We start from the raw sequence: 19,277 nt of genomic DNA, 5'->3' as shown, positions 1-19,277 counted from the left end.
TTGCTATAACTGTAACAAATGTGAATGAAATACCAAGTATTACATCAAGTGATGCAGCCAATTTCGCAGAGAATAGTATAGAAACTGCGTATGCTTCTAATGGAACCGACCCAGATAAGAACGATACGCTGACATGGAGCATAAGCGGAACCGATGCGGCGCTCTTCAATATCGACAGCAACACAGGAGCAGTAACCTTCAAGAGTGCACCCGATTATGAGACACCGACTGACAGCGGGGCAGACAATATTTACAACATCACAGTAGCTATGACGGACGCCGGAGGGCTTAAAGCATCGAAGGATGTTGCAATAACTGTGACAAACGTAAATGAAGCACCGAAAATTACATCAGGGACGACAGTAAGCTATTCGGAAAATGGAACAAATACAGTATATACAGCAACCGGCATTGACCAAGATACAGACGATACACTTATATGGGGCATTAGCGGAGCTGACGCCGGATTATTTAATATTGACAGTGGTACTGGCGTGGTGACTTTTAAGAATACTCCACACTATTCCAATCCTGCAGACAGTGATAAAAACAATGTCTATGAAATTATTGTTACCGCATCAGACGGAAACTTGACAACCTCTCAAAGTGTATCCGTTACAGTTACCTTCACTTATTCAGGACAATATCCGCCCGCAACTCCAGGATCAAACCCAGGATCAGCAAACCCAGGATCAAAAGACTCCGAATCTTTAGGTTCTGAATCAAATATAATGGTCAACGGACAATTTAATAATGCAGGTAATTCAGAGACAAAAACAGAATCGAGTGGTCAGGTAGTAACAACTGTGACTGTGGATACAGAAAAACTCGGAAAAATTCTCGACAGTCAGGATACCGGGGCTACAGTAACTATCCCTGTTACTAATGGTGCTAACGTAGCATCGGGTGTATTAACAGGTGAAATGGTTAAAACGATGGAGACTAAAGATGCCACGCTTGAAATAAAGACCGATTCGGCAAAATATACATTGCCGGCATCAGAAATTAATATCAATGCGGTTTCAAACCAGCTTGGTACAGATATTTCTCTATCGGATATAAAGGTTAATGTATCTATAGCCGAGCCAACAGAAGCAACTGCAAAGGTGGTCGCTGATGCAGCCAGCAATGGTGGATACACGGTTGAAGTACCTGCTGTTGATTTCACAATTTCCTGCTCTTATAATGGAAAAACAGTCAATGTAAGCAGCTTCAACTCGTATGTTGAAAGAATGATTACTATACCTGAAGGTGTGGACCACAATAAAATAACAACCGGAGTTGTAGTAAAGCCTGATGGAATCACATATCATGTACCAACGCAGGTTGTTGTGATTAACGGTGTTTACTATGCAAAAATCAATAGTCTAACAAATAGCACGTACGCAGTTGTCTGGCATCCGATGGAGTTTTCAGATGTAAGCAACCACTGGGCGAAAGACGCAGTCAACGATATGGGCTCTAGAATGGTAATTGACGGTGTTGGAAACAACAATTTCGACCCTGATAGATACATGACACGAGCAGAATTTGCTGCAATCGTAGTGAGGGCTCTCGGTCTCGCTCCGGGAATGGGTAAATGCGGCTTTAACGATGTCGGTGAAACAGCTTGGTATCGCGGGTATATAGAAACTGCCTATGCATACGAAATTATCAACGGATATTCTGCAACAGAGTTCGGGCCTAACGACCAAATTACACGCGAACAAGCGATGGCAATGATAGCAAGGGCAATGAAGATAACCGGACTGAATGCAGATATAACCGATAGTGAAATAAATAATCTTCTTGGAACATATTCTGACGGGATAGCAGTTTCGGATTATGCAAAGAAAGATATTGCTGTTTGCATCAAGACTGGGATCGTCTCAGGAGAGTCAAGCAACGACATTGTTCCGAGGAACAATGTGACCCGTGCAGAAGTTGCAGTGATGGTTCGAAGACTTCTCCAGAAATCTAAATTGATTTAAATATGTACAATAAAAAGATCTGCAGCTTAACAAAAAAGCTGCAGATCTTTTTGTTTTAAAGGAGAATGATAGTAGAAAACCTGATATGCATCAATTAGTTAGTTAATGAAATAATTTCAGAGAAAGTCAATTATTTGTATGGAAAAAACGGTAAATTTTAAAAAAAATATTGACATTAGGTTTTGCTTAGTATATAATATTAAACAATTCATATAGGAATTGTATGGAATGAAGGAGATGAACAGTTTTGACTCGTATGGTAACCAACATGAAAATGCGTCTGATGCGCATGTGTACTGTTCAAATAAATAAAAATATCATTCTGTGCTGAAGGTATTGAACTTAGCAGTCTGGGTGATAACGACTGCATACATATTTGAGATAAAAGCAGTCTAAATCTAGACTGCTTTTTCTTTAAATAATCAAGGAGGATCACTCAATGAAATCAATTTTAAAGTTAAAAAGATGCTGCTTCTATAACGAACGAATGTGAAGCTGTCAAAGGTGTCTTATATATAATAATTAATTGAAAGAGGTATTGTCATGAATAAAAAATATAAATTTGAAACGTTACAGCTCCATGTCGGTCAAGAAAAGCCAGACTCCGCATCTGACGCACGCGCAGTCCCGATTTATCAAACAACGTCATATGTATTCAGAAATTCAGCTCACGCGGCTGCTCGGTTTGGACTTGCCGATCCAGGTAATATATATGGCAGATTGACAAATTCAACACAGGATGTTTTTGAGCAGAGAGTCGCAGCGCTTGAAGGCGGTATCGCTGCTTTGGGCGTGGCTTCCGGCGCTGCAGCTATTTCTTATACCATTCAGAATCTTGCACAGGCTGGTGATCATATCGTTGCTGCCAAAACTATATACGGCGGTACCTATAATTTGCTTGCCCATACACTGCCGCAATATGGTATTTCGACGACATTCGTTGATCCTGATATAGAGGGCTCATTTGAAGCGGCAATCCAGGACAACACAAAGGGAATCTTTATTGAAACACTAGGGAACCCCAACTCAAATATAATTGATATAGAGAAAGCAGCGGCTATAGCTCACGCTCATAAAATTCCACTGGTGGTTGATAACACCTTTGCAACTCCGTATCTCGTTCGCCCAATCGAATATGGCGCAGACATTGTCGTACATTCCGCAACTAAATTTATAGGCGGGCATGGAACTGCTATTGGCGGCGTAATCGTTGACAGTGGCAATTTTAACTGGGAAGCCAGCGGTAAATTTGCATCACTTACCGAGCCAAACCCGAGTTATCATGGCGTCAGCTTTACAAAAGTTGTAGGACCTGCCGCATTTGTAACCAAAATACGCGCGATCCTGCTTCGCGATACTGGTGCGACTCTTGCTCCTCTGCATGCATTCCTATTCCTACAGGGGCTTGAAACCTTGTCCCTTCGCGTAGAGCGTCATGTTGAGAATGCCTTGAAGGTTGTAGACTATCTGTCAAAACATCCGCAAGTTGAAAAAGTTAATCATCCATCTCTGCCCGAAAGTGAATATAAAGAACTATATGACAAATACTTCCCGAACGGCGGCGGTTCTATCTTTACCTTTAATATTAAAGGCGATGCTGAAACAGCAAAGAATTTCATAGATCATCTTGAAATATTCTCCTTGCTTGCGAATGTTGCAGACGTAAAAAGTCTGGTTATCCATCCTGCTTCCACAACCCATTCACAGCTTTCGGAGGAAGAATTGCTGGATCAGGGAATTAGCCCAAATACTATTCGCCTATCAATCGGTACAGAACATATTGATGATATAATTGAAGATTTGGATCAAGCTTTTAAATCTGTTGCAAAGTAATTTAGCGGATCAGAGACATTTTGAAGCAAATAAGACTATATATACTACTATTTGCATATACAACAAGTATAAGATTCGATAATATTACTAATAACAGAGAAGTTTAATGAGTCGGAGGTGGCCGTGTGATAAAACTTGAACACATCAGTAAGACATATTCTAATAATGGGGCAGATTTTGATGCGATCAAGGATATAAATCTTGAGATCGAGCAGGGCGAGATATTCGGGATTATCGGTCTGAGCGGCGCAGGAAAAAGCACGTTAGTTCGATGTATAAATTATCTTGAAAAACCAACAAGGGGGAAAGTAGTTTTTGACGGGAAAGAACTTGGCGCTTTAAGTCCAAAACAACTTCTCAAGGTTAGGCAATCTATGGGCATGATATTCCAGGGATTTAATCTGTTATCACAACGTACTGCATTGAAAAATATATGTTTTCCTCTTGAAATTGCAGGCGTCTCCAAGACGGAAGCAAAGAAAAGGGCTCTTGAACTGCTTCAAATTGTTAGCCTTAATGACAAAGCGAATGCTTATCCCGCACAGCTGTCAGGTGGCCAAAAACAGCGGGTAGCGATAGCTCGTGCGCTTGCAACTAATCCAAAGGTCCTGCTCTGTGATGAGGCTACGAGTGCGCTGGACCCTAACTCTACAAGATCCATACTGGAACTGCTAAAAAGCATCAATGAAAAAATGGGCGTAACCATCATAATTATTACACATGAGATGAAGGTTATTGAACAGATTTGCAGCCGCGTTGCAGTCATAGACCAAAGTAAAATTGTTGAAATTGGCGACGTTAGGGATGTGTTTTTGCGACCGCAATCTGCTATTGCGCGTGAACTGATACTGCCGAAAGGCGAAGCGGTAGAGCGTTTTACCGGAAAACGATGTCTTCGTATCATATTTGACGGTAACTCTGCATTCGAACCGATCATATCAAACATGGCACTTGAGTGTCGCACCGCAGTTAACATTTTAGCTGCCGATACAAAGAATATAAGCGGTAGAGCGTATGGGCAAATGGTTTTACAGCTGCCTGAGGATGAGTCATCTACGGCAAGAATTTTCAGCTTTTTAGATGAAAGGAAAGTCCAGTACAAGGAGGAACAGCTGAATGCTCTCGCCGGAAATAATTAATTTATTATTTAAAGGTATCCTTGAATCACTGTACATGGTCATTGTTTCGACCTTTCTATCTTACATACTTGGAATTCCTGTCGGTATCATACTGTATATCACAGCTGATGGTGGGATCTTGCAAAATAAAACAGTTAACCAGGTGCTTGGATTCATTGTAAATTTTTTAAGATCCGTTCCCTTTATAATTTTACTGGTTGCGATCCTTCCGTTTACAAGGGCAGTTGTAGGGACCACGATTGGCTCAACAGCAACAATTGTTCCACTTGTAATTTCGGCCGCCCCATTCATTGCAAGAATGGTTGAGTCATCGCTGAAAGAAGTGGACTGCGGAGTGATTGAAGCTGCTCAATCGATGGGGAGCTCTCCTCTTCAGATTATATATAAAGTGCTTATTTCTGAGGCAAAGCCGTCTTTGATCATTGGCTGCGCGATAGCATTTACAACGATTCTCGGATATTCCGCAATGGCAGGTTTTGTCGGGGGCGGCGGATTGGGCGCAATTGCAATAAATTATGGATATTACCGTTATCAAAATAACGTCATGTTAATAACAGTTTTGCTGCTAGTTATCATAGTTCAGATCTTTCAGGAGCTTGGCTTGAAAATTGCTAAACTTACTGACAAACGTATCAAATAATTTTAACAGAGGAGATTTAAAAATGAAAAAACTTATCGCAGTTTTTCTTTCATCTGTACTGGCAGTTACAGCATTTACAGGCTGCTCAAATTCAAAAAGTACAGCAAATACGACAACTAATGCAGGAAATACACCCAGCACTGCTGTAAATACTGAGAAGAAGACGATTAAAGTCGGTGCAAGTGTAACTCCGCATGCTGAGATTCTGGAAGCCGTGAAAGATGCTCTTGCAGAAAAAGGGTATAATCTTGAAATAGTAAAATACAACGACTATGTCATCCCCAACACCGCGACTGAAAGCGGAGAGCTTGATGCAAATTATTTTCAGCATCAGCCATACCTGACAGACTTCAATCAAAAGCACGGCACACATCTCGTATCAGTAGCTGCTGTCCATTATGAGCCATTTGGCATCTATGCTGGTAAAACTAAGGCGCTTGCAGATGTTCCCGATGGTGGAACAATTGCGATTCCAAATGACGGGACAAACGAAGCAAGAGCCTTGAAACTTTTGGAGGCACAGGGACTCATCAAGTTAAAGGCAAATGTCGGTTTTACCGCAACTGTTCTGGATATTGAATCCAACCCTAAAAAGCTGAAAATAAAAGAAATTGAAGCAGCTCAACTTGCTCGTTCACTCTCTGATGTGGAACTTGCTGTCATCAACGGCAACTACGCGATAGAAGCAGGGCTTAAAGTGAGCGATGCCCTGGTAGTAGAAGATAAAAATTCGGACGCGGCGAAAACATATGCAAATATTCTTGTTGTGAAACAGGGCAATGAAAATAATCCTGCTATTCAAGCATTGAAAGAAGCACTGCTCAGTGATAAAGTAAAAGAATTTATAAACAGCAAGTACAATGGGGCTGTAGTTCCGATATTCTGATAATACATATTAATACTTTAATATAAATCTGGTATTCATTGCATAAACATGAAGAAGTGCGTTTCTATAGCGGAAACGCACTTCTTCATGTTTATAACCTAAATTAAACTAGAGCTATTAGGTAAATTAAAAAAATTGAAACTTTCTGCTTACATTTTGTTTTAAAAAAATGATAAAATGAATATGCAACGTGTAGTTTTGATAAACGTAAGTCCAGTTGTCAAAGCTACACGTTTTGTTTCTAAAGGAAGCCACTGTTAAAAATATTTGGTATAAGGTGGTTTTATGGCAACGATTAATCGTTATGCAAACACAGAATTATTAAAATTGCCTGATTGTGAAGGACTTCTTGAAAATGGCAACTGCAAATGGCTTAACGTTACAGTTTGCTTGGGCGCAAGCTGTACTCATTAAAAAGATTAACAACCCAGGCAAAAGCACAAAAAAGTTTGTGTTTTCTGGATGAAGCGACTCAAGAACATATTGCAAAAATATTACGGCGGGTTACGCCCCTGGGCAAATAATGATTAATAATACGGAGGTAATATAATGTATCAGGTGGGGGATTTAATTGTATATGGTAATTCAGGCGTGTGTAAGATTGTGAATATAACGACGCCGGAAATTCACGATATTAATAAGGAACAGCTTTATTATGTTCTTAAGCCGCTATATCAGGAATGTGTTATATATACTCCCGTTAATAATACAAAAGTATTTATGAGGCAGATTATTTCGGCAGAAGAAGCAGAGCATCTTATTGATATGATTCCAACAATTCAGGCTGAAATATATCACAACAAGAATTTTACACAGTTGTCCGAGCATTACGAAACTTATATAAAAAATTATGACTGTGCCGATTTAATTGAACTTGTAATGTCGATATATGACAAAAGACAACTAATGGTGCAGCAAAAGCGCAAACTTGGGCAGATTGACGAGAGATTCATGAAACGGGCAGAAGAGTTATTGTACGGCGAATTATCTGCCGCGCTTAATATTTCTATTGATAAAGTGCCGAAATATATTGAAGCGAGAGTTCAAACAGTCATAAAAAAAGACGACAAAAACTAGAAAAGGATAATAATGAATAAACAGTAAGCAGAGTTCGTCTATCTTGCAGCAAAATCCTGTAAATATTACAGGATTTTTGTTTTTAGAAGAAATGATTGAATTGACACTTAAGTTATCATTTGGTATATTTATTACTGCATTAATTAATATTTTTAAGGAAAAAATTGAATGGAATATGATCAGCTATTAGAAAGTGCATTGCAAATTGGGGAAGGAATACTTTGCAATGGCGGGGAAGTATACCGTGTTGAAGAATCTATAAAGCGAATCATTAAAGCATATGGAATTGATTCAGTTGAAGTTTTTGCCATCCCATCGTTTATAATAACTACTATAAATACGACAGATGGGCAGGTTCACACAAAATCTAAGCGTATATATTCAATTGACGTTAATTTGGAAAAAGTAGATTTATACAACCAGCTATGCAGAAAAATTGCGCTTGAAAAAATGGATTATAATGAAATGCAAAAACAAATTACCACAATTGAAAATAAAAAAGTCTATAATCTTTTTCTTCAGATTTTAGCCGGCACACTGATAGGGCTATCTTTTACGCTTTTATTTGGCGGTGATATAAGAGATGCTCTTTGTAGTGCTCTTAGCAGTGCACTTATCAAATATTCATATATCAGCATCAACCGGTTCCACATGAATATTTTCTTTACAAATATTGTGTCTAGTACGGTTTCTACGGCAGCAGCTATAATTTTAACAGGACTTGGGCTCGGCAACTCAATTGATATTATCCTGATAGGCTCCTTGATGAATCTGGTTCCGGGGGTTGCGATTACGAATTTTATGAGGGATATTATGGCCGGAGACTTGATGTCCGGACTTGCAAAATTCACCGAATCGTTTTTGATTGCAACAGCAATTGCACTAGGGACAGGTTTTGCGCTGTCTATATTTTATTTGATCTGAGGTTATACTAATGCATATTTTTTTACAATGTATTTATGCATTGCTTGCATGCATAGGTTTTTGTTTTGCGTTCAACATTCATAAACCATGGCATGTTCTATTTGCATCTTTGGGTGGCATGCTTGCATGGTTTGTGTATATTAGTACAGGATTTTTAAACAATGATATATTGCAATATTTTATAGCTACAATTATCATATCAATTTATGCGGAAGTAATGGCAAGAATTCTTAAAACGCCTGTTACAACAATACTTCTTGTAGCACTTTTACCGCTCGTTCCTGGTGGGGGGATTTATAACACGATGCAGCATTGTTTAAAAGGCGATACTTTGGCATTTCTTGAATCCGGGTTACATACGCTTGGGATTGCTGGTGCATTATCTGTGGCTATACTTTTAGTCTCATCCCTTGTAAGATTAGTGAAAATTGCAAGAACTAGAACGCTGTAGTTATATATTGATACAATTTATCAAAAACATAAACCGATTGTTATCGACATAATAAGAAATAAGTATTACAATATTATAATATAGATAATAGGATTTGAGGGGTAAATATGGATAAAGTTCTAACGGAGTGTTTTGTCAAATCGGCGTCGTCAATTATAAAAGATATAACTGGTTTAACATTTAAAACAGATGATATTGTTCTAAAGGATCAACCATGTAACTGCAAAGATGTTGTAATATTAATTGGTATAACCGGAAAACTTCGCGGTAATGTCGTTGTAAATATGACCTATGACCTTGCTTATAAAATAGCGGCCATTATGTTGATGGAACAGGAAATAAAAGAAATGGATATGATGTCAGAAAGCGCAGTATGCGAATTGTGTAACATGATGATGGGGAATGCAGCTACAAAGCTTTCGGAAATGGGTATTGAGATCGATATTACGCCTCCAACTATTCTTACGGGACAAAATATTCAATATCATGTTGAAAAAGCAAGAATAATCAGTATTCCATTTGTTTTTGAAAATAATAATATATTTGAATTAAATATTTCCTATAAAACAGAATAGAAAATTAATCATAATTTTTAAAAAGTACGACTTTTAGATCGTACTTTTTTTAATATCGGGAAAATTATTTTAATAAATTCATTGTAGCCTCTTCTTTTATAAATATTCTATAAAAAAATATACACTCATATATTTTATTTTATAGGGGAGATGGAAGATGCGGCTTATATACATCCAAAAAAAATTTTTTATATTCATTTCTTTAATTATACTAGTAATAATAAGTGTTTTTATATTGTTTAGCTTGCCTAGCTCAATAAATATTATATTTGCAGCAAAAAATAATACAAGCAGTTTAATTCTTGTAAATATTGAAGATAAAAGATTATATTTATTTCAGAACAATAGATGTATAAAAAATATCCAATCGCATCAGGAAGACCTGGTTGGCCATCTCCGATAGGACAATGGCAAATAGTTGAAAAAAGTGATTGGGGTGAAGGCTTCGGAGGGAGATGGCTTGGACTAAATGTTATTTGGGGTAAATATGGAATACATGGTACAACTCAAGAGGGATCGATTGGCAGCGCTGCAAGCCACGGATGCATTAGAATGTTAAATAAAGATATAAAAGAATTATATAATTTAGTTTCAATAGGCACACCAGTAATCATTGAGGATGGATCTTACGGCCCATTCGGAACAGGGTTTAGGGAACTGAGACCCGGTGACAGGGGAGCAGATGTCCTTGCAGTGCAGCAGAGGCTTAAAGAGCTTGGCTATTTTAAAGGTAAAAATACGGGAATCTATGAAGATAATTTAAAACAGTCTTTATACAAATTTCAAAAGGAAAAAGGGCTTAGGATAAAATATACAATTACTAAAGATGATTACCATGCAATGGGCCTTCAAGAATTTGAATGATTTTTATCATTTTCCAATAAATAAACAATTTCATATTTGCTCAATAAAAATTTAAGGTTCAATAATGGGCAAAATATTTATGGTTCACTTTTGAACTATAAGGAGGAATTTAAATGAGTAGGCGCAAAAGTATAATGTCTGATAAATTAAAAAGTGAAATAGCTGAAGAACTTGGTGTATATGATATTGTTAAGACAAACGGTTGGGGCGATGTTTCGTCAAGAGACTGTGGTAATATGGTTAAAAAAGCTATTGAAATTGCAGAAAGATATACAGACAGCAAGTAGCGAGATTGTTTTAATTCCGACTGAAATTGAGTAATAACTATTTATCGATATCCGGTTTTTCAGTAAATGAAAGCCGGATATCGATTTTTTTATTGTTAGATGTTTGATTCTATTTATCTTGGGAGAAACCTTATTTCCATCCAGTCAAAAGCTATCCAGTCATTCACACCGGCTGAAGATGTATTTTGAATCGTAATCCTATTATTTCGCCTTAAATTTGTAATATTAAAAGGCAGATCACGCCAATTCGTGAAGATACTGCGTGCGGGTGTTCCGTGCTCAAGAGGCACTCGACCGTTATGTACGACAATACCATTAATAGTTATTCTGGCTGAGTAATTGGTTACGGGTACAGTATAATGGTCATCAAGGACTGAACGTATAATTATTCTGGCCCTAAGATTGCCTGGTACAAATAAAAATGCCGGCAAATCAAATGTCCATGTTCCCTGGTTTCCGGTGTATAATATATCTGCATTCCTGCTTGGATTGCCATAGTTTGCATAGGCTGTCAATTCTTTAAATAGCGATATTGACGCTGACGCTGGATTGTTGCTTAGAAGCGGAGGAGGATCGTTTGGCCTTATCATCGGCGCAATTGTTTCTTCATATTGATATGGTGAATATTGCTCCGGGTAAAGCGGATAATCGTTGAGTTGTGCGTCATATGTCTCTTTACTTTGAGCATCAAATGGATTTGTCATGAACGTTATTTCATCTCCTATACATGTTTATTTCATATTATTCTGAGGTAGCTTGTTTTGTACCATAAAGAAATATTGTATAATAAGTGTTAACACAAAAAATCGATATAAGTTTGAAGTTTATGTTGATTTATGGTAAAATATTTTTTATTTTGATTAAATTCAAAAAGATTATAATTCTTTATATATAGGAAGTAAGAAAATGGCGATTGAAAAGGTTAGGGAATTTTTTAAAAAGTTGGACATGGATAATGAAATAAAGGAGTTTGAAGAGTCATGTGCAACAGTAGAATTAGCTGCTAGTGCAATAGGCTGCAAGCAGGGGCGCATTGCTAAAACGTTGTCTTTCAAATTATCTGATAAAGCTCTGTTGATTGTGACTGCCGGTGATACAAAAATTGATAATGCAAAGTATAAGGCTCAGTTTCATGAAAAGGCAAGGATGCTATCTGCTTTTGAAGTTGAACCGTTAATAGGGCATGCGGTAGGAGGGGTTTGTCCTTTTGGCATAAATAAAGGTATAGATGTTTACCTGGATATATCTTTAAAAAGATTTAACAAAGTTTACCCTGCCTGCGGCAGCAGCAACAGTGTGATTGAACTGTCACTTGAAGACTTAGAGAAGTTTTCAAACAGCAAATCTTGGGTAAATGTTTGTAAAATGAGTTAAATAGAACAAAATATAATATATTTTCATTGAAGATGGGTTTGGGTCCCGTCTTCTTTTTTATATAAGCATAAAAAAAGAAGCTAAAGAAATACTAACTTTAGGAGGCGATTTTTTGAACCCTGAACAGATATTCTACGAGCCAGCTGCTTTAAATTATGCGTTGGGAAAAAATCTTAGGCAACGTTTTTCAAATGTAAACTGGACAGCAATCGAGAATCATAATAAAATACCAGAATTGCAGTCTCAACCCAATATAAATTTTCCAAGAATGAAACGCTTTTTGATAATTGGAGTTCGAAAGACGCACAAATATGTTCCCAACCATAAAGTATCAGATTTTTTAGTTCCATATACATCTTCAGGATGCAGCGCATCTTGCCTCTATTGCTATCTTGTGTGTAATTATAATAAATGCTCATATTTAAGGCTCTTTGTAAACCGGGAAGAAATGCTTCAAAAAATTATAAAAACTGCAAACGAATCAACCCGAGATTTGACATTTGAAATTGGAAGCAACAGTGACTTGGTTTTGGAGAATACAATAACAGAAAATCTTCCGTGGACTATAGAGAATTATGCAAAACACGAAAAGGGGTTTCTTACATTTCCAACGAAATTCGAATTTGTAGACCCTCTGCTTTCGCTCGACCATCATGAAAGAACTATTATACGTATGAGTGTAAATCCGCAGGAGATTATAACGAAAGTTGAATTCGGAACATCACCTCTGGATAAAAGAATATCGGCTTTGAACAAATTGGGGGATGCCGGTTATCCTGTTGGCCTTCTAATTGCTCCTGTAATTTTTCTCGAAAACTGGGAGGATTTATATATAGAACTGTTAAATATTCTAGATTCTCAGCTTTCTCAGATAGTTAAAAAGAAAATGTTTATTGAAATTATTTTTATGACTTACAGTTATGTTCATAGGGCTATTAATAATGAGGCTTTTCCTGGAGCGATAGATTTATACAGCAAAGACCAGATGACTGGAAGGGGACGGGGCAAATATTGGTATAATGAACGAATGCGTCTTCAAGGCGAAGAGTTTTTTAGACGTGAGATAGGCTATAGGTTCGGAGAATCAAAAATTTTGTATATTGTATAACAGATATATCGACTTTCTTCAACACAGTTCTATTTTAATGGAGAAAAAACGACAGAAACAGAAGGCGTAGTTGTCAATTATGCATAACAAATAGATAAATAATATATGAAATTTGTATATTGAATTTAATATACTATTTATGTATAATAACTTTGGCTCCAAAAGAAAATAGAAAAGTTGGAGAAAAAATTAAGGTGGCTATTAATAATGGATGACATTCAAGTAAAAAATAAAATAATTCCTATGGTTAAGTTTTTATTTTCTTCGCTTACTAGATCGGAAAAAAAAGCGGCAGATTATTTGTTAAACAATCCTGAAGAAGTTGTAGGGTTAGCTTTAAATGAATATGCAGAGAAATCTGGAAGTAGTCAGCCAAGTATAATAAGACTTTGCAAAAAAATTGGTACAAGCGGTTATGCCGAACTAAAATTAAACTTGTCTATGCAGTTGGAAAGTGATAATGACCAACCAAACACAGTTATAGACGTAAAACCTGAGCAGGGTATTACTTCTGTAATTAATAGTATCTTTGAAATAAACATACAAATATTAAAAGAGACTTTTGAACTGGTCACGGATGATTATGAAAAAGCTCTTGCAGCAATTTTAGATGCTAAACATATTTGTTTTTTTGCTCTCGGTGATGCAATGATGCCTTGCAGCTATGCAGAATTTAAACTAAGAAGACTAGGGTATATTTGTTATGCTGATGCCGATCCTGATATGCAAATAATCAATGCTTGCAATCTTATGCCTGGTGATGTTGCGATTTCAGTTTCCCATACTGGAAATACCAGAAATGTTATCAACGCTATGAAAATAGCAAAGAAAAAAGGAGCAACCACTATATGCATTACCAAAGTTGGCAAATCGGAACTTGCAAAATATTGTGATATTCAGCTTTTTACTGCAACAGCAGATATCACAATAGGTAAAGAAATAATTGCGCGGCGCATAGCTGAACAGGCTATTCTGGAGGCACTGTATTTAATGGTTCTTGAAAAAACAAAAACTATTTCAGCTAAAAAAATTAGAGAAAGCACCGCTGCAATGGAATTAAACAAATTATGATGAATAGAGGTCTTAATAATATATGAGAAGGTCATTTAGAACTATATTAATAGATGCAATAATGAAAAATGCTAAAGATAATCCCCAAGTGGTTGTTCTAAATGCAGATTCAGCGCGTGCATTATGTCTGACTAAATTTGGCGAGAGTTATCCTGATCGAATGTTCAGTCTTGGCATAAGTGAAGCAGACATGCTTGCAACAGCAGCTGGAATGAGTACAACAGGATTGATTCCTATTGTTGTTGGTTTTTCTATGTTTGTAACTGAGAAACCGTTTGAACAGATAAGGCAGGCAATCGCTTATCCAAACTTAAATGTAAAGATAATAGCAACACATGCAGGCTTGTGTGTCGGTAAGGACGGAGCGACACATCAAGCATTAGAGGATATTGCAGTAATGAGAGTGTTGCCTAATTTTAAAGTATTCGTTGCAGCTGATGTTAGTCAAACTGAAAGCGCAATAGATTCAATGATTTTGCATGAAGGACCCGCATATTTAAGACTTGGGCGTGATTTGGCTGAGGATATTTATAGTGAACCTAAGAGTATTGTTCCAGGTGGTTCTGATACTTTAACTGAAGGAATGGATGTCACTATCGTTGCATGCGGACTTATGGTTGAGCAGGCTCTAAAAGCGGCGGATGAACTTAAGAATATGGGAGTAAGTGCTTCTGTAATAAATGCATATTCTGTTAAACCTTTAGATGAAAATACTATTATTTCAAGCGCTAGAATAACAGGAGCTGTTGTTAGCGCAGAAGATCATTCCGTTATAGGCGGACTGGGCAGTGCAATAGCAGAGACTTTAGTTAAAAATTATCCTGTACCAATGGAGTTTATAGGTGTAAATGATCATTTTGGCGAATCAGGGGATCAGGATGAGTTATACAAGAAATACGGACTTACCCATAAAAATATTGTAGAAGCTTCTTTAAAAGCTATAAACCGTAAGGTATAGGAGGACTCTTAAGTGTCAAGAGATATTAAATATCTAGAAAATAAAGCTAAAGGGCTTAGAAAAGAAATTTGGGAAATGGTATATAACGCTCAGTCTGGACATATCGGAGGTTCCTTTTCTATTATCGAAACACTTGTTGCATTATATTTTGATGTAATGAAATATGATCCCCAAAATCCTAAGGTTCCAGATAGAGACCGTTTCGTTTTGTCTAAAGGTCATACTGCTCCTGCGCTTTATGCGGTTCTCGCGGAAGCAGGTTTTTTCCCGAAAGAATGGCTGAGAGATTCTTTCAGAAAGATTGATTCAAAATTACAGGGCCACCCTGATATGAAAAAGACTCCTGGTATTGATATGACCAGCGGGTCGCTCGGCATTGGACTCTCTGCGGCAAACGGCATGGCTTTAGGAGGAAAAGCTCAAGGAATTGAATTTAATGTTTATTGTATGATGGGTGACGGCGAGATCGATGAAGGTCAGATATGGGAGGCTGCAGCTACTGCTGCACATTATCATTTAGATAACTTGATTGCTTTTGTTGATAAAAATGGTTTGCAAAATGACGGAAAGACAGTTAATGTTAAAGATTTAGGTAATATCGCAGATAAGTGGAATGCCTTTGGCTGGTATGTTCAGGAGATTGATGGAAATAACTTCAATGAAATCTTCGACGCTGTAGATAAGGCTAAGGCCTGCAAAGATAAACCGTCTGTAATTATTCAGCATACCGTTAAAGGAAAAGGACTTTCATTCACAGAAGATGTAGTAGTTTGGCACGGCAAAACGCCGTCAAATAAAGAGTATATAAAAGGGCTTGAAGAACTTTCCTAGTATTTGAATTTTCATCAAAATAAATTTTTTGCACGGGTTGCGGTTGGAGTGCTATATGAGGGATAAATTATTAATTGGATGTGATATAGGAACATCCGGAACTAAAACTGTTGCGATGGATGTGGGCGGAAACATTTTAGCTCATGCATCCTGCAGCTATGGAATAATAACACTCAAAAATCAATGGGCCGAACAATGGCCTGATGTTTGGCTTAACGCTGCGTTAAAAACTATAACCGAAGTTGCCGCTCAAGTTACACCAGAATGTATTGCCGGGATTTGCATCAGTGCTCTCTATGGCGGAACAGGCGTGTTATGCAATGATAAGATGCAGCCTGTTAGGCCAACAATTATTTGGATGGATAGGAGAGCTGAGGAGGAAAGCAAATGGATCTCAAATCAAATAGGAAAAAATGTAATATTTGATGTATCAAAAAATGGGATTGATTCATACTATGGATATACCAAGTTACTATGGGTTCAGCAAAATGAACCGGATTTATGGAAAAAGATAAGGATGATCCTGCCTATCCATAGTTATATTGTGTATAAATTGACAGGCAAATTGTCTGTCGACTATTGTTCAGCTGGAAATGTGGGCGGAATTTACGACTATGAAAAACATGGTTGGTCCGACTTGATGTTGGGTAAACTAAATATTGGTGCGGATATTCTGCCAAAACAATTCTTTACTCCCAGTGACATCGTTGGTGGGTTAAATGCAGAGTTTTCAAAGCAAATGGGACTTTTAGAGGGGATTCCGGTCTGTGCGGGAACGGTAGATTGTATTGCTGCGATGCTTAGCACCGCTGCAGTAAAAGAGGGCGATAACGCTGCAATACTGGGCACATCTCTAAACTGGGGATTTATCCATTCAAGGATGCCATCAAATCCAAATCTTATTTCTATGCCATATTGCATAGAACCGACAAGGCTTAGTTATACCTATGGCGGGGCGTCTACCGCGGGTGCTCTTCCCAGATGGTTTTTAAACAATTTTCTTCAAAATGAGTCTGCTGATACCTATTCACAAATTGAAAAAGAGATTATTGATCAAGGAATACCGGCAGGTTCTGACGGATTAATTGTATTGCCGTATTTTATGGGGGAGAGGACTCCTATTTGGGACGTAAATGCATCCGGAATGATTTTGGGACTTTCACTTCGTCACACAAAAGCTCATATTTTTAAAGCTATACTAGAATCAACTGCATACTCATTAAAGCATATTATTGATACTATGACTGAAGGAGTAGATGTAGAGAGAATAGTTTTAGTTGGTGGCGGAGCAAAGTCAGATTTATGGAAGTCGATCTTTGCAGATGTTACAGGCCTTCCGGTTTATTCGCCGCAAAAGGCGATTGAAGCTCCTCTTGGAGATGCTTTCCTTGCCGGAATAGGGACTGGACTTTTGAAGGATTTCTGTGAAATCAAGAATTGGATAGGATTTAACGCACCGGTTGAACCCAATATTGGTAATTACGAAAAATATCAAAGGTATTTTGAGGTTTACAAGGATTTATACCCTAAGCTAAAAAACGATATGAGAGCGCTAAAAGAATTGTCATTATCCTATTAAATTTGATTTTGCAAAGCAAAATTAAATAAATTATTTTAGGGAGGAAAATTATGAAGAAGTTTTTGAGAATGACAGCAATACTGTTGACTGTTACAATTTTAGCAACAATGAATTTTGGATGTACAACAAAAAAGACAACAAATCCGCCTTCCAACAACAATACCTCCGGCACTACTACGACCAAATACAAGAAAACAACGTATAATCTTGTTTTCATACCAAAACTGGTTCATCCATGGTATGAGGATGTTAAAGTAGGAATTGATAAGGCAGTTGCCGAATTGAAACAACAGGGTATCACTGTAAACTATACATGGGATGCTCCTGCTGATGCGGTTGTTACTGACCAGATTAATAAGATCGAAGCTGCTGCAGCTAAAAAGCCTGACGGGATTTCTGTTGCGGTAATAGACGCAGCGGCAACTACAACAGTAATCAATGACCTTGTAAATCAGGGAATCAATGTTTCTACATTCGACTGTGATGCTAAAGATTCTAAAAGAAAGTATTACTGCGGACATTCGAAGAACTATGAAGACGGTGCAAAAATGGCGGATATTTTAGCAAAGCAGCTTGGTGAGACAGGTGAAGTTGCAGTATTGGCAGGCACGCTTAGCGCTATTAACCATCAGGAACGTGTGAAAGGTTTCAGAGACGAAATTGCAAAATATCCAAATATGAAAGTTGTTGATTCACAAGCTGATAACGACTCCATAGAAAATGCTATATCTGTAACTGAGAGTTATCTAACCGCTTATCCGAACTTAAAAGGCATATTTGCATGCAATGCAGCTAGCCCGATCGGCGCTGCAAGAGCTGTAAAGGATGCCAAAAAAGCCGGTAAGATTCAAATTGTTGGCATGGCTGAAGATCAGGAAGCAATGCAGTATGTTAAAGATGGAACAATTCTTTGCACATTAAAACAAGCGGTTCCAACCTATGGTTATAACAGTGTTTATAATATGTTGGCAATTGCTGATGGTCAGCCTCCTAAGGTTGTTGTTGACGAAATACCAGCTAACTTTGTAACGAAAGATAACGTAGATCAATATATCACTACTAGCGGATCAACAGGAACAACTGGCGGCACCACCGGAGGAACAACCGGAAATACAACTGGCGGAACAACTGGCGGAACAACTGGCGGAACAACGAAATAAATAATCACCTGTAAACGCAGCGGTTGGCTTGGTAATATACCAAGCCAACCGCAATTGGAGGTTAGTTTCAATGTCAGAGTTTATACTGGAAATGAATAATATTACGAAATTATTTGCAGGTGTAAGAGCTCTAAATAACGTTAGCATCAGTGTAAAGCCAGGCGAAATTCATGGGCTAATCGGTGAAAACGGAGCTGGAAAAAGCACGCTTATGAACGTCCTTATGGGTATCTATAAGGCTGACGAAGGTGAAATTAAAGTTGATGGAAACGTTGTTTCCATTATTTCACCATCGCAAGCAATCGCACTTGGCATAGGCATGGTGCCGCAAGAACTGAATTTAAACCCTTTTGTCAGTGCTGCTGAAAATATTTTCCTAGGAAACGAGATAAGAAATAAACTAGGCTTTATTAATTGGAAGAAAACTAACGAAGAATCAGTAAAAATAATTCAGACAATAGGAATTAGTATTAATCCACGTAAAATAGTAAATACACTTAGCGTGGCTCAGCAGCAGTTAATACAGGTTGCGCGTGTCCTTGCGACAGGT

Annotated in this window: 21 protein-coding genes; 20 read left to right on the top strand and 1 reads right to left on the bottom strand. The window is 37.6% G+C overall.

What is annotated here, in order from left to right:
* The 12 genes from Q8865_07365 to Q8865_07310 all read left to right on the top strand — a co-directional run.
* Nucleotides 1–1,970 (top strand): S-layer homology domain-containing protein (locus Q8865_07365; protein MDP4153236.1); only part of this gene is annotated, 1,970 nt, incomplete at its 5' end.
* 543 nt (nucleotides 1,971–2,513) lie between these two features.
* Nucleotides 2,514–3,803 carry an O-acetylhomoserine aminocarboxypropyltransferase/cysteine synthase gene (locus tag Q8865_07360; GenBank protein MDP4153235.1) on the top strand — a complete coding sequence of 430 codons (1,290 nt, stop codon included), beginning with the start codon at nucleotides 2,514–2,516 and terminating at the stop codon, nucleotides 3,801–3,803.
* 125 nt (nucleotides 3,804–3,928) lie between these two features.
* Entirely contained in the window at nucleotides 3,929–4,942 is a 1,014-nt protein-coding gene (locus tag Q8865_07355; GenBank protein ID MDP4153234.1) for an ATP-binding cassette domain-containing protein, read from the top strand.
* The gene (locus tag Q8865_07350) at nucleotides 4,920–5,582 is read left to right on the top strand and encodes a methionine ABC transporter permease (GenBank protein MDP4153233.1); all 663 of its coding nucleotides are present in this window, start codon (nucleotides 4,920–4,922) and stop codon (nucleotides 5,580–5,582) included. Before Q8865_07355 ends, Q8865_07350 begins: the two co-directional genes overlap by 23 nt.
* Nucleotides 5,583–5,604: 22 nt before the next feature.
* Nucleotides 5,605–6,468 (top strand): MetQ/NlpA family ABC transporter substrate-binding protein, encoded by an 864-nt coding sequence (locus tag Q8865_07345; protein MDP4153232.1) that lies wholly within the window; start codon nucleotides 5,605–5,607, stop codon nucleotides 6,466–6,468.
* Between the two features lie 285 nt (nucleotides 6,469–6,753).
* Nucleotides 6,754–6,882: a hypothetical protein gene (locus tag Q8865_07340; protein MDP4153231.1), complete on the top strand. Its 129-nt coding sequence runs from the start codon at nucleotides 6,754–6,756 to the stop codon at nucleotides 6,880–6,882.
* A 135-nt stretch (nucleotides 6,883–7,017) separates the two neighbouring features.
* A complete protein-coding gene (locus Q8865_07335; protein ID MDP4153230.1) occupies nucleotides 7,018–7,545 on the top strand; it encodes a CarD family transcriptional regulator in 528 nt (175 codons plus the stop codon).
* A 168-nt stretch (nucleotides 7,546–7,713) separates the two neighbouring features.
* Nucleotides 7,714–8,469, top strand: a complete 756-nt coding sequence (locus tag Q8865_07330) for a threonine/serine exporter family protein (protein ID MDP4153229.1) — start codon at nucleotides 7,714–7,716, stop codon at nucleotides 8,467–8,469.
* A 10-nt stretch (nucleotides 8,470–8,479) separates the two neighbouring features.
* A complete protein-coding gene (locus Q8865_07325) occupies nucleotides 8,480–8,920 on the top strand; it encodes a threonine/serine exporter family protein (protein MDP4153228.1) in 441 nt (146 codons plus the stop codon).
* Between the two features lie 107 nt (nucleotides 8,921–9,027).
* Complete coding sequence (locus Q8865_07320) at nucleotides 9,028–9,495, top strand: chemotaxis protein CheX (protein ID MDP4153227.1); 468 nt, start codon at nucleotides 9,028–9,030, stop codon at nucleotides 9,493–9,495.
* Nucleotides 9,496–9,843: 348 nt separating this feature from the next.
* Nucleotides 9,844–10,359 carry a L,D-transpeptidase family protein gene (locus Q8865_07315; protein MDP4153226.1) on the top strand — a complete coding sequence of 172 codons (516 nt, stop codon included), beginning with the start codon at nucleotides 9,844–9,846 and terminating at the stop codon, nucleotides 10,357–10,359.
* A 113-nt stretch (nucleotides 10,360–10,472) separates the two neighbouring features.
* Entirely contained in the window at nucleotides 10,473–10,646 is a 174-nt protein-coding gene (locus tag Q8865_07310; GenBank protein ID MDP4153225.1) for an alpha/beta-type small acid-soluble spore protein, read from the top strand.
* A gap of 113 nt (nucleotides 10,647–10,759) precedes the next feature.
* Here the strand turns inward: Q8865_07310 and Q8865_07305 are convergent, their stop codons facing one another.
* A complete protein-coding gene (locus Q8865_07305) occupies nucleotides 10,760–11,350 on the bottom strand; it encodes a hypothetical protein (GenBank protein MDP4153224.1) in 591 nt (196 codons plus the stop codon).
* Nucleotides 11,351–11,552: 202 nt separating this feature from the next.
* Here Q8865_07305 and Q8865_07300 point away from each other — a divergent pair, with 202 nt between their 5' ends.
* From Q8865_07300 to Q8865_07265, 8 genes are all read left to right on the top strand, one after another.
* Entirely contained in the window at nucleotides 11,553–12,020 is a 468-nt protein-coding gene (locus tag Q8865_07300; GenBank protein ID MDP4153223.1) for a YbaK/EbsC family protein, read from the top strand.
* Nucleotides 12,021–12,132: 112 nt separating this feature from the next.
* Nucleotides 12,133–13,128: a radical SAM protein gene (locus tag Q8865_07295; protein MDP4153222.1), complete on the top strand. Its 996-nt coding sequence runs from the start codon at nucleotides 12,133–12,135 to the stop codon at nucleotides 13,126–13,128.
* A 207-nt stretch (nucleotides 13,129–13,335) separates the two neighbouring features.
* Complete coding sequence (locus tag Q8865_07290; protein ID MDP4153221.1) at nucleotides 13,336–14,199, top strand: MurR/RpiR family transcriptional regulator; 864 nt, start codon at nucleotides 13,336–13,338, stop codon at nucleotides 14,197–14,199.
* A 22-nt stretch (nucleotides 14,200–14,221) separates the two neighbouring features.
* Entirely contained in the window at nucleotides 14,222–15,157 is a 936-nt protein-coding gene (locus tag Q8865_07285) for a transketolase C-terminal domain-containing protein (GenBank protein MDP4153220.1), read from the top strand.
* A 12-nt stretch (nucleotides 15,158–15,169) separates the two neighbouring features.
* Nucleotides 15,170–15,988, top strand: a complete 819-nt coding sequence (locus tag Q8865_07280; protein ID MDP4153219.1) for a transketolase — start codon at nucleotides 15,170–15,172, stop codon at nucleotides 15,986–15,988.
* A gap of 55 nt (nucleotides 15,989–16,043) precedes the next feature.
* Entirely contained in the window at nucleotides 16,044–17,567 is a 1,524-nt protein-coding gene (locus Q8865_07275) for an FGGY-family carbohydrate kinase (protein MDP4153218.1), read from the top strand.
* 50 nt (nucleotides 17,568–17,617) lie between these two features.
* Nucleotides 17,618–18,727 (top strand): substrate-binding domain-containing protein, encoded by a 1,110-nt coding sequence (locus tag Q8865_07270; GenBank protein ID MDP4153217.1) that lies wholly within the window; start codon nucleotides 17,618–17,620, stop codon nucleotides 18,725–18,727.
* Nucleotides 18,728–18,797: 70 nt separating this feature from the next.
* Nucleotides 18,798–19,277 (top strand): ATP-binding cassette domain-containing protein (locus Q8865_07265; GenBank protein ID MDP4153216.1); only part of this gene is annotated, 480 nt, incomplete at its 3' end.

It is taken from the genome of Bacillota bacterium (assembly GCA_030705925.1).
GTDB lineage: Bacteria > Bacillota > Clostridia > Oscillospirales > Feifaniaceae > JAUZPM01.
Note: the sequence above shows the minus strand (reverse complement) of the source record. Positions and strands in the feature narration are given on the sequence as shown.

Excerpts from the sequence above, each read along its gene's own strand:
- Q8865_07360 (MDP4153235.1), top strand. The coding sequence starts at position 2,514 with ATGAATAAAAAATATAAATTTGAAACGTTACAGCTCCATGTCGGTCAA.
- Q8865_07350 (MDP4153233.1), top strand. The coding sequence starts at position 4,920 with ATGCTCTCGCCGGAAATAATTAATTTATTATTTAAAGGTATCCTTGAA.
- Q8865_07345 (MDP4153232.1), top strand. The coding sequence starts at position 5,605 with ATGAAAAAACTTATCGCAGTTTTTCTTTCATCTGTACTGGCAGTTACA.
- Q8865_07340 (MDP4153231.1), top strand. The coding sequence starts at position 6,754 with ATGGCAACGATTAATCGTTATGCAAACACAGAATTATTAAAATTGCCT.
- Q8865_07335 (MDP4153230.1), top strand. The coding sequence starts at position 7,018 with ATGTATCAGGTGGGGGATTTAATTGTATATGGTAATTCAGGCGTGTGT.
- Q8865_07330 (MDP4153229.1), top strand. The coding sequence starts at position 7,714 with ATGGAATATGATCAGCTATTAGAAAGTGCATTGCAAATTGGGGAAGGA.
- Q8865_07325 (MDP4153228.1), top strand. The coding sequence starts at position 8,480 with ATGCATATTTTTTTACAATGTATTTATGCATTGCTTGCATGCATAGGT.
- Q8865_07320 (MDP4153227.1), top strand. The coding sequence starts at position 9,028 with ATGGATAAAGTTCTAACGGAGTGTTTTGTCAAATCGGCGTCGTCAATT.
- Q8865_07315 (MDP4153226.1), top strand. The coding sequence starts at position 9,844 with ATGTATAAAAAATATCCAATCGCATCAGGAAGACCTGGTTGGCCATCT.
- Q8865_07310 (MDP4153225.1), top strand. The coding sequence starts at position 10,473 with ATGAGTAGGCGCAAAAGTATAATGTCTGATAAATTAAAAAGTGAAATA.
- Q8865_07305 (MDP4153224.1), bottom strand. The coding sequence starts at position 11,350 with ATGACAAATCCATTTGATGCTCAAAGTAAAGAGACATATGACGCACAA.
- Q8865_07300 (MDP4153223.1), top strand. The coding sequence starts at position 11,553 with ATGGCGATTGAAAAGGTTAGGGAATTTTTTAAAAAGTTGGACATGGAT.
- Q8865_07290 (MDP4153221.1), top strand. The coding sequence starts at position 13,336 with ATGGATGACATTCAAGTAAAAAATAAAATAATTCCTATGGTTAAGTTT.
- Q8865_07285 (MDP4153220.1), top strand. The coding sequence starts at position 14,222 with ATGAGAAGGTCATTTAGAACTATATTAATAGATGCAATAATGAAAAAT.
- Q8865_07275 (MDP4153218.1), top strand. The coding sequence starts at position 16,044 with ATGAGGGATAAATTATTAATTGGATGTGATATAGGAACATCCGGAACT.
- Q8865_07270 (MDP4153217.1), top strand. The coding sequence starts at position 17,618 with ATGAAGAAGTTTTTGAGAATGACAGCAATACTGTTGACTGTTACAATT.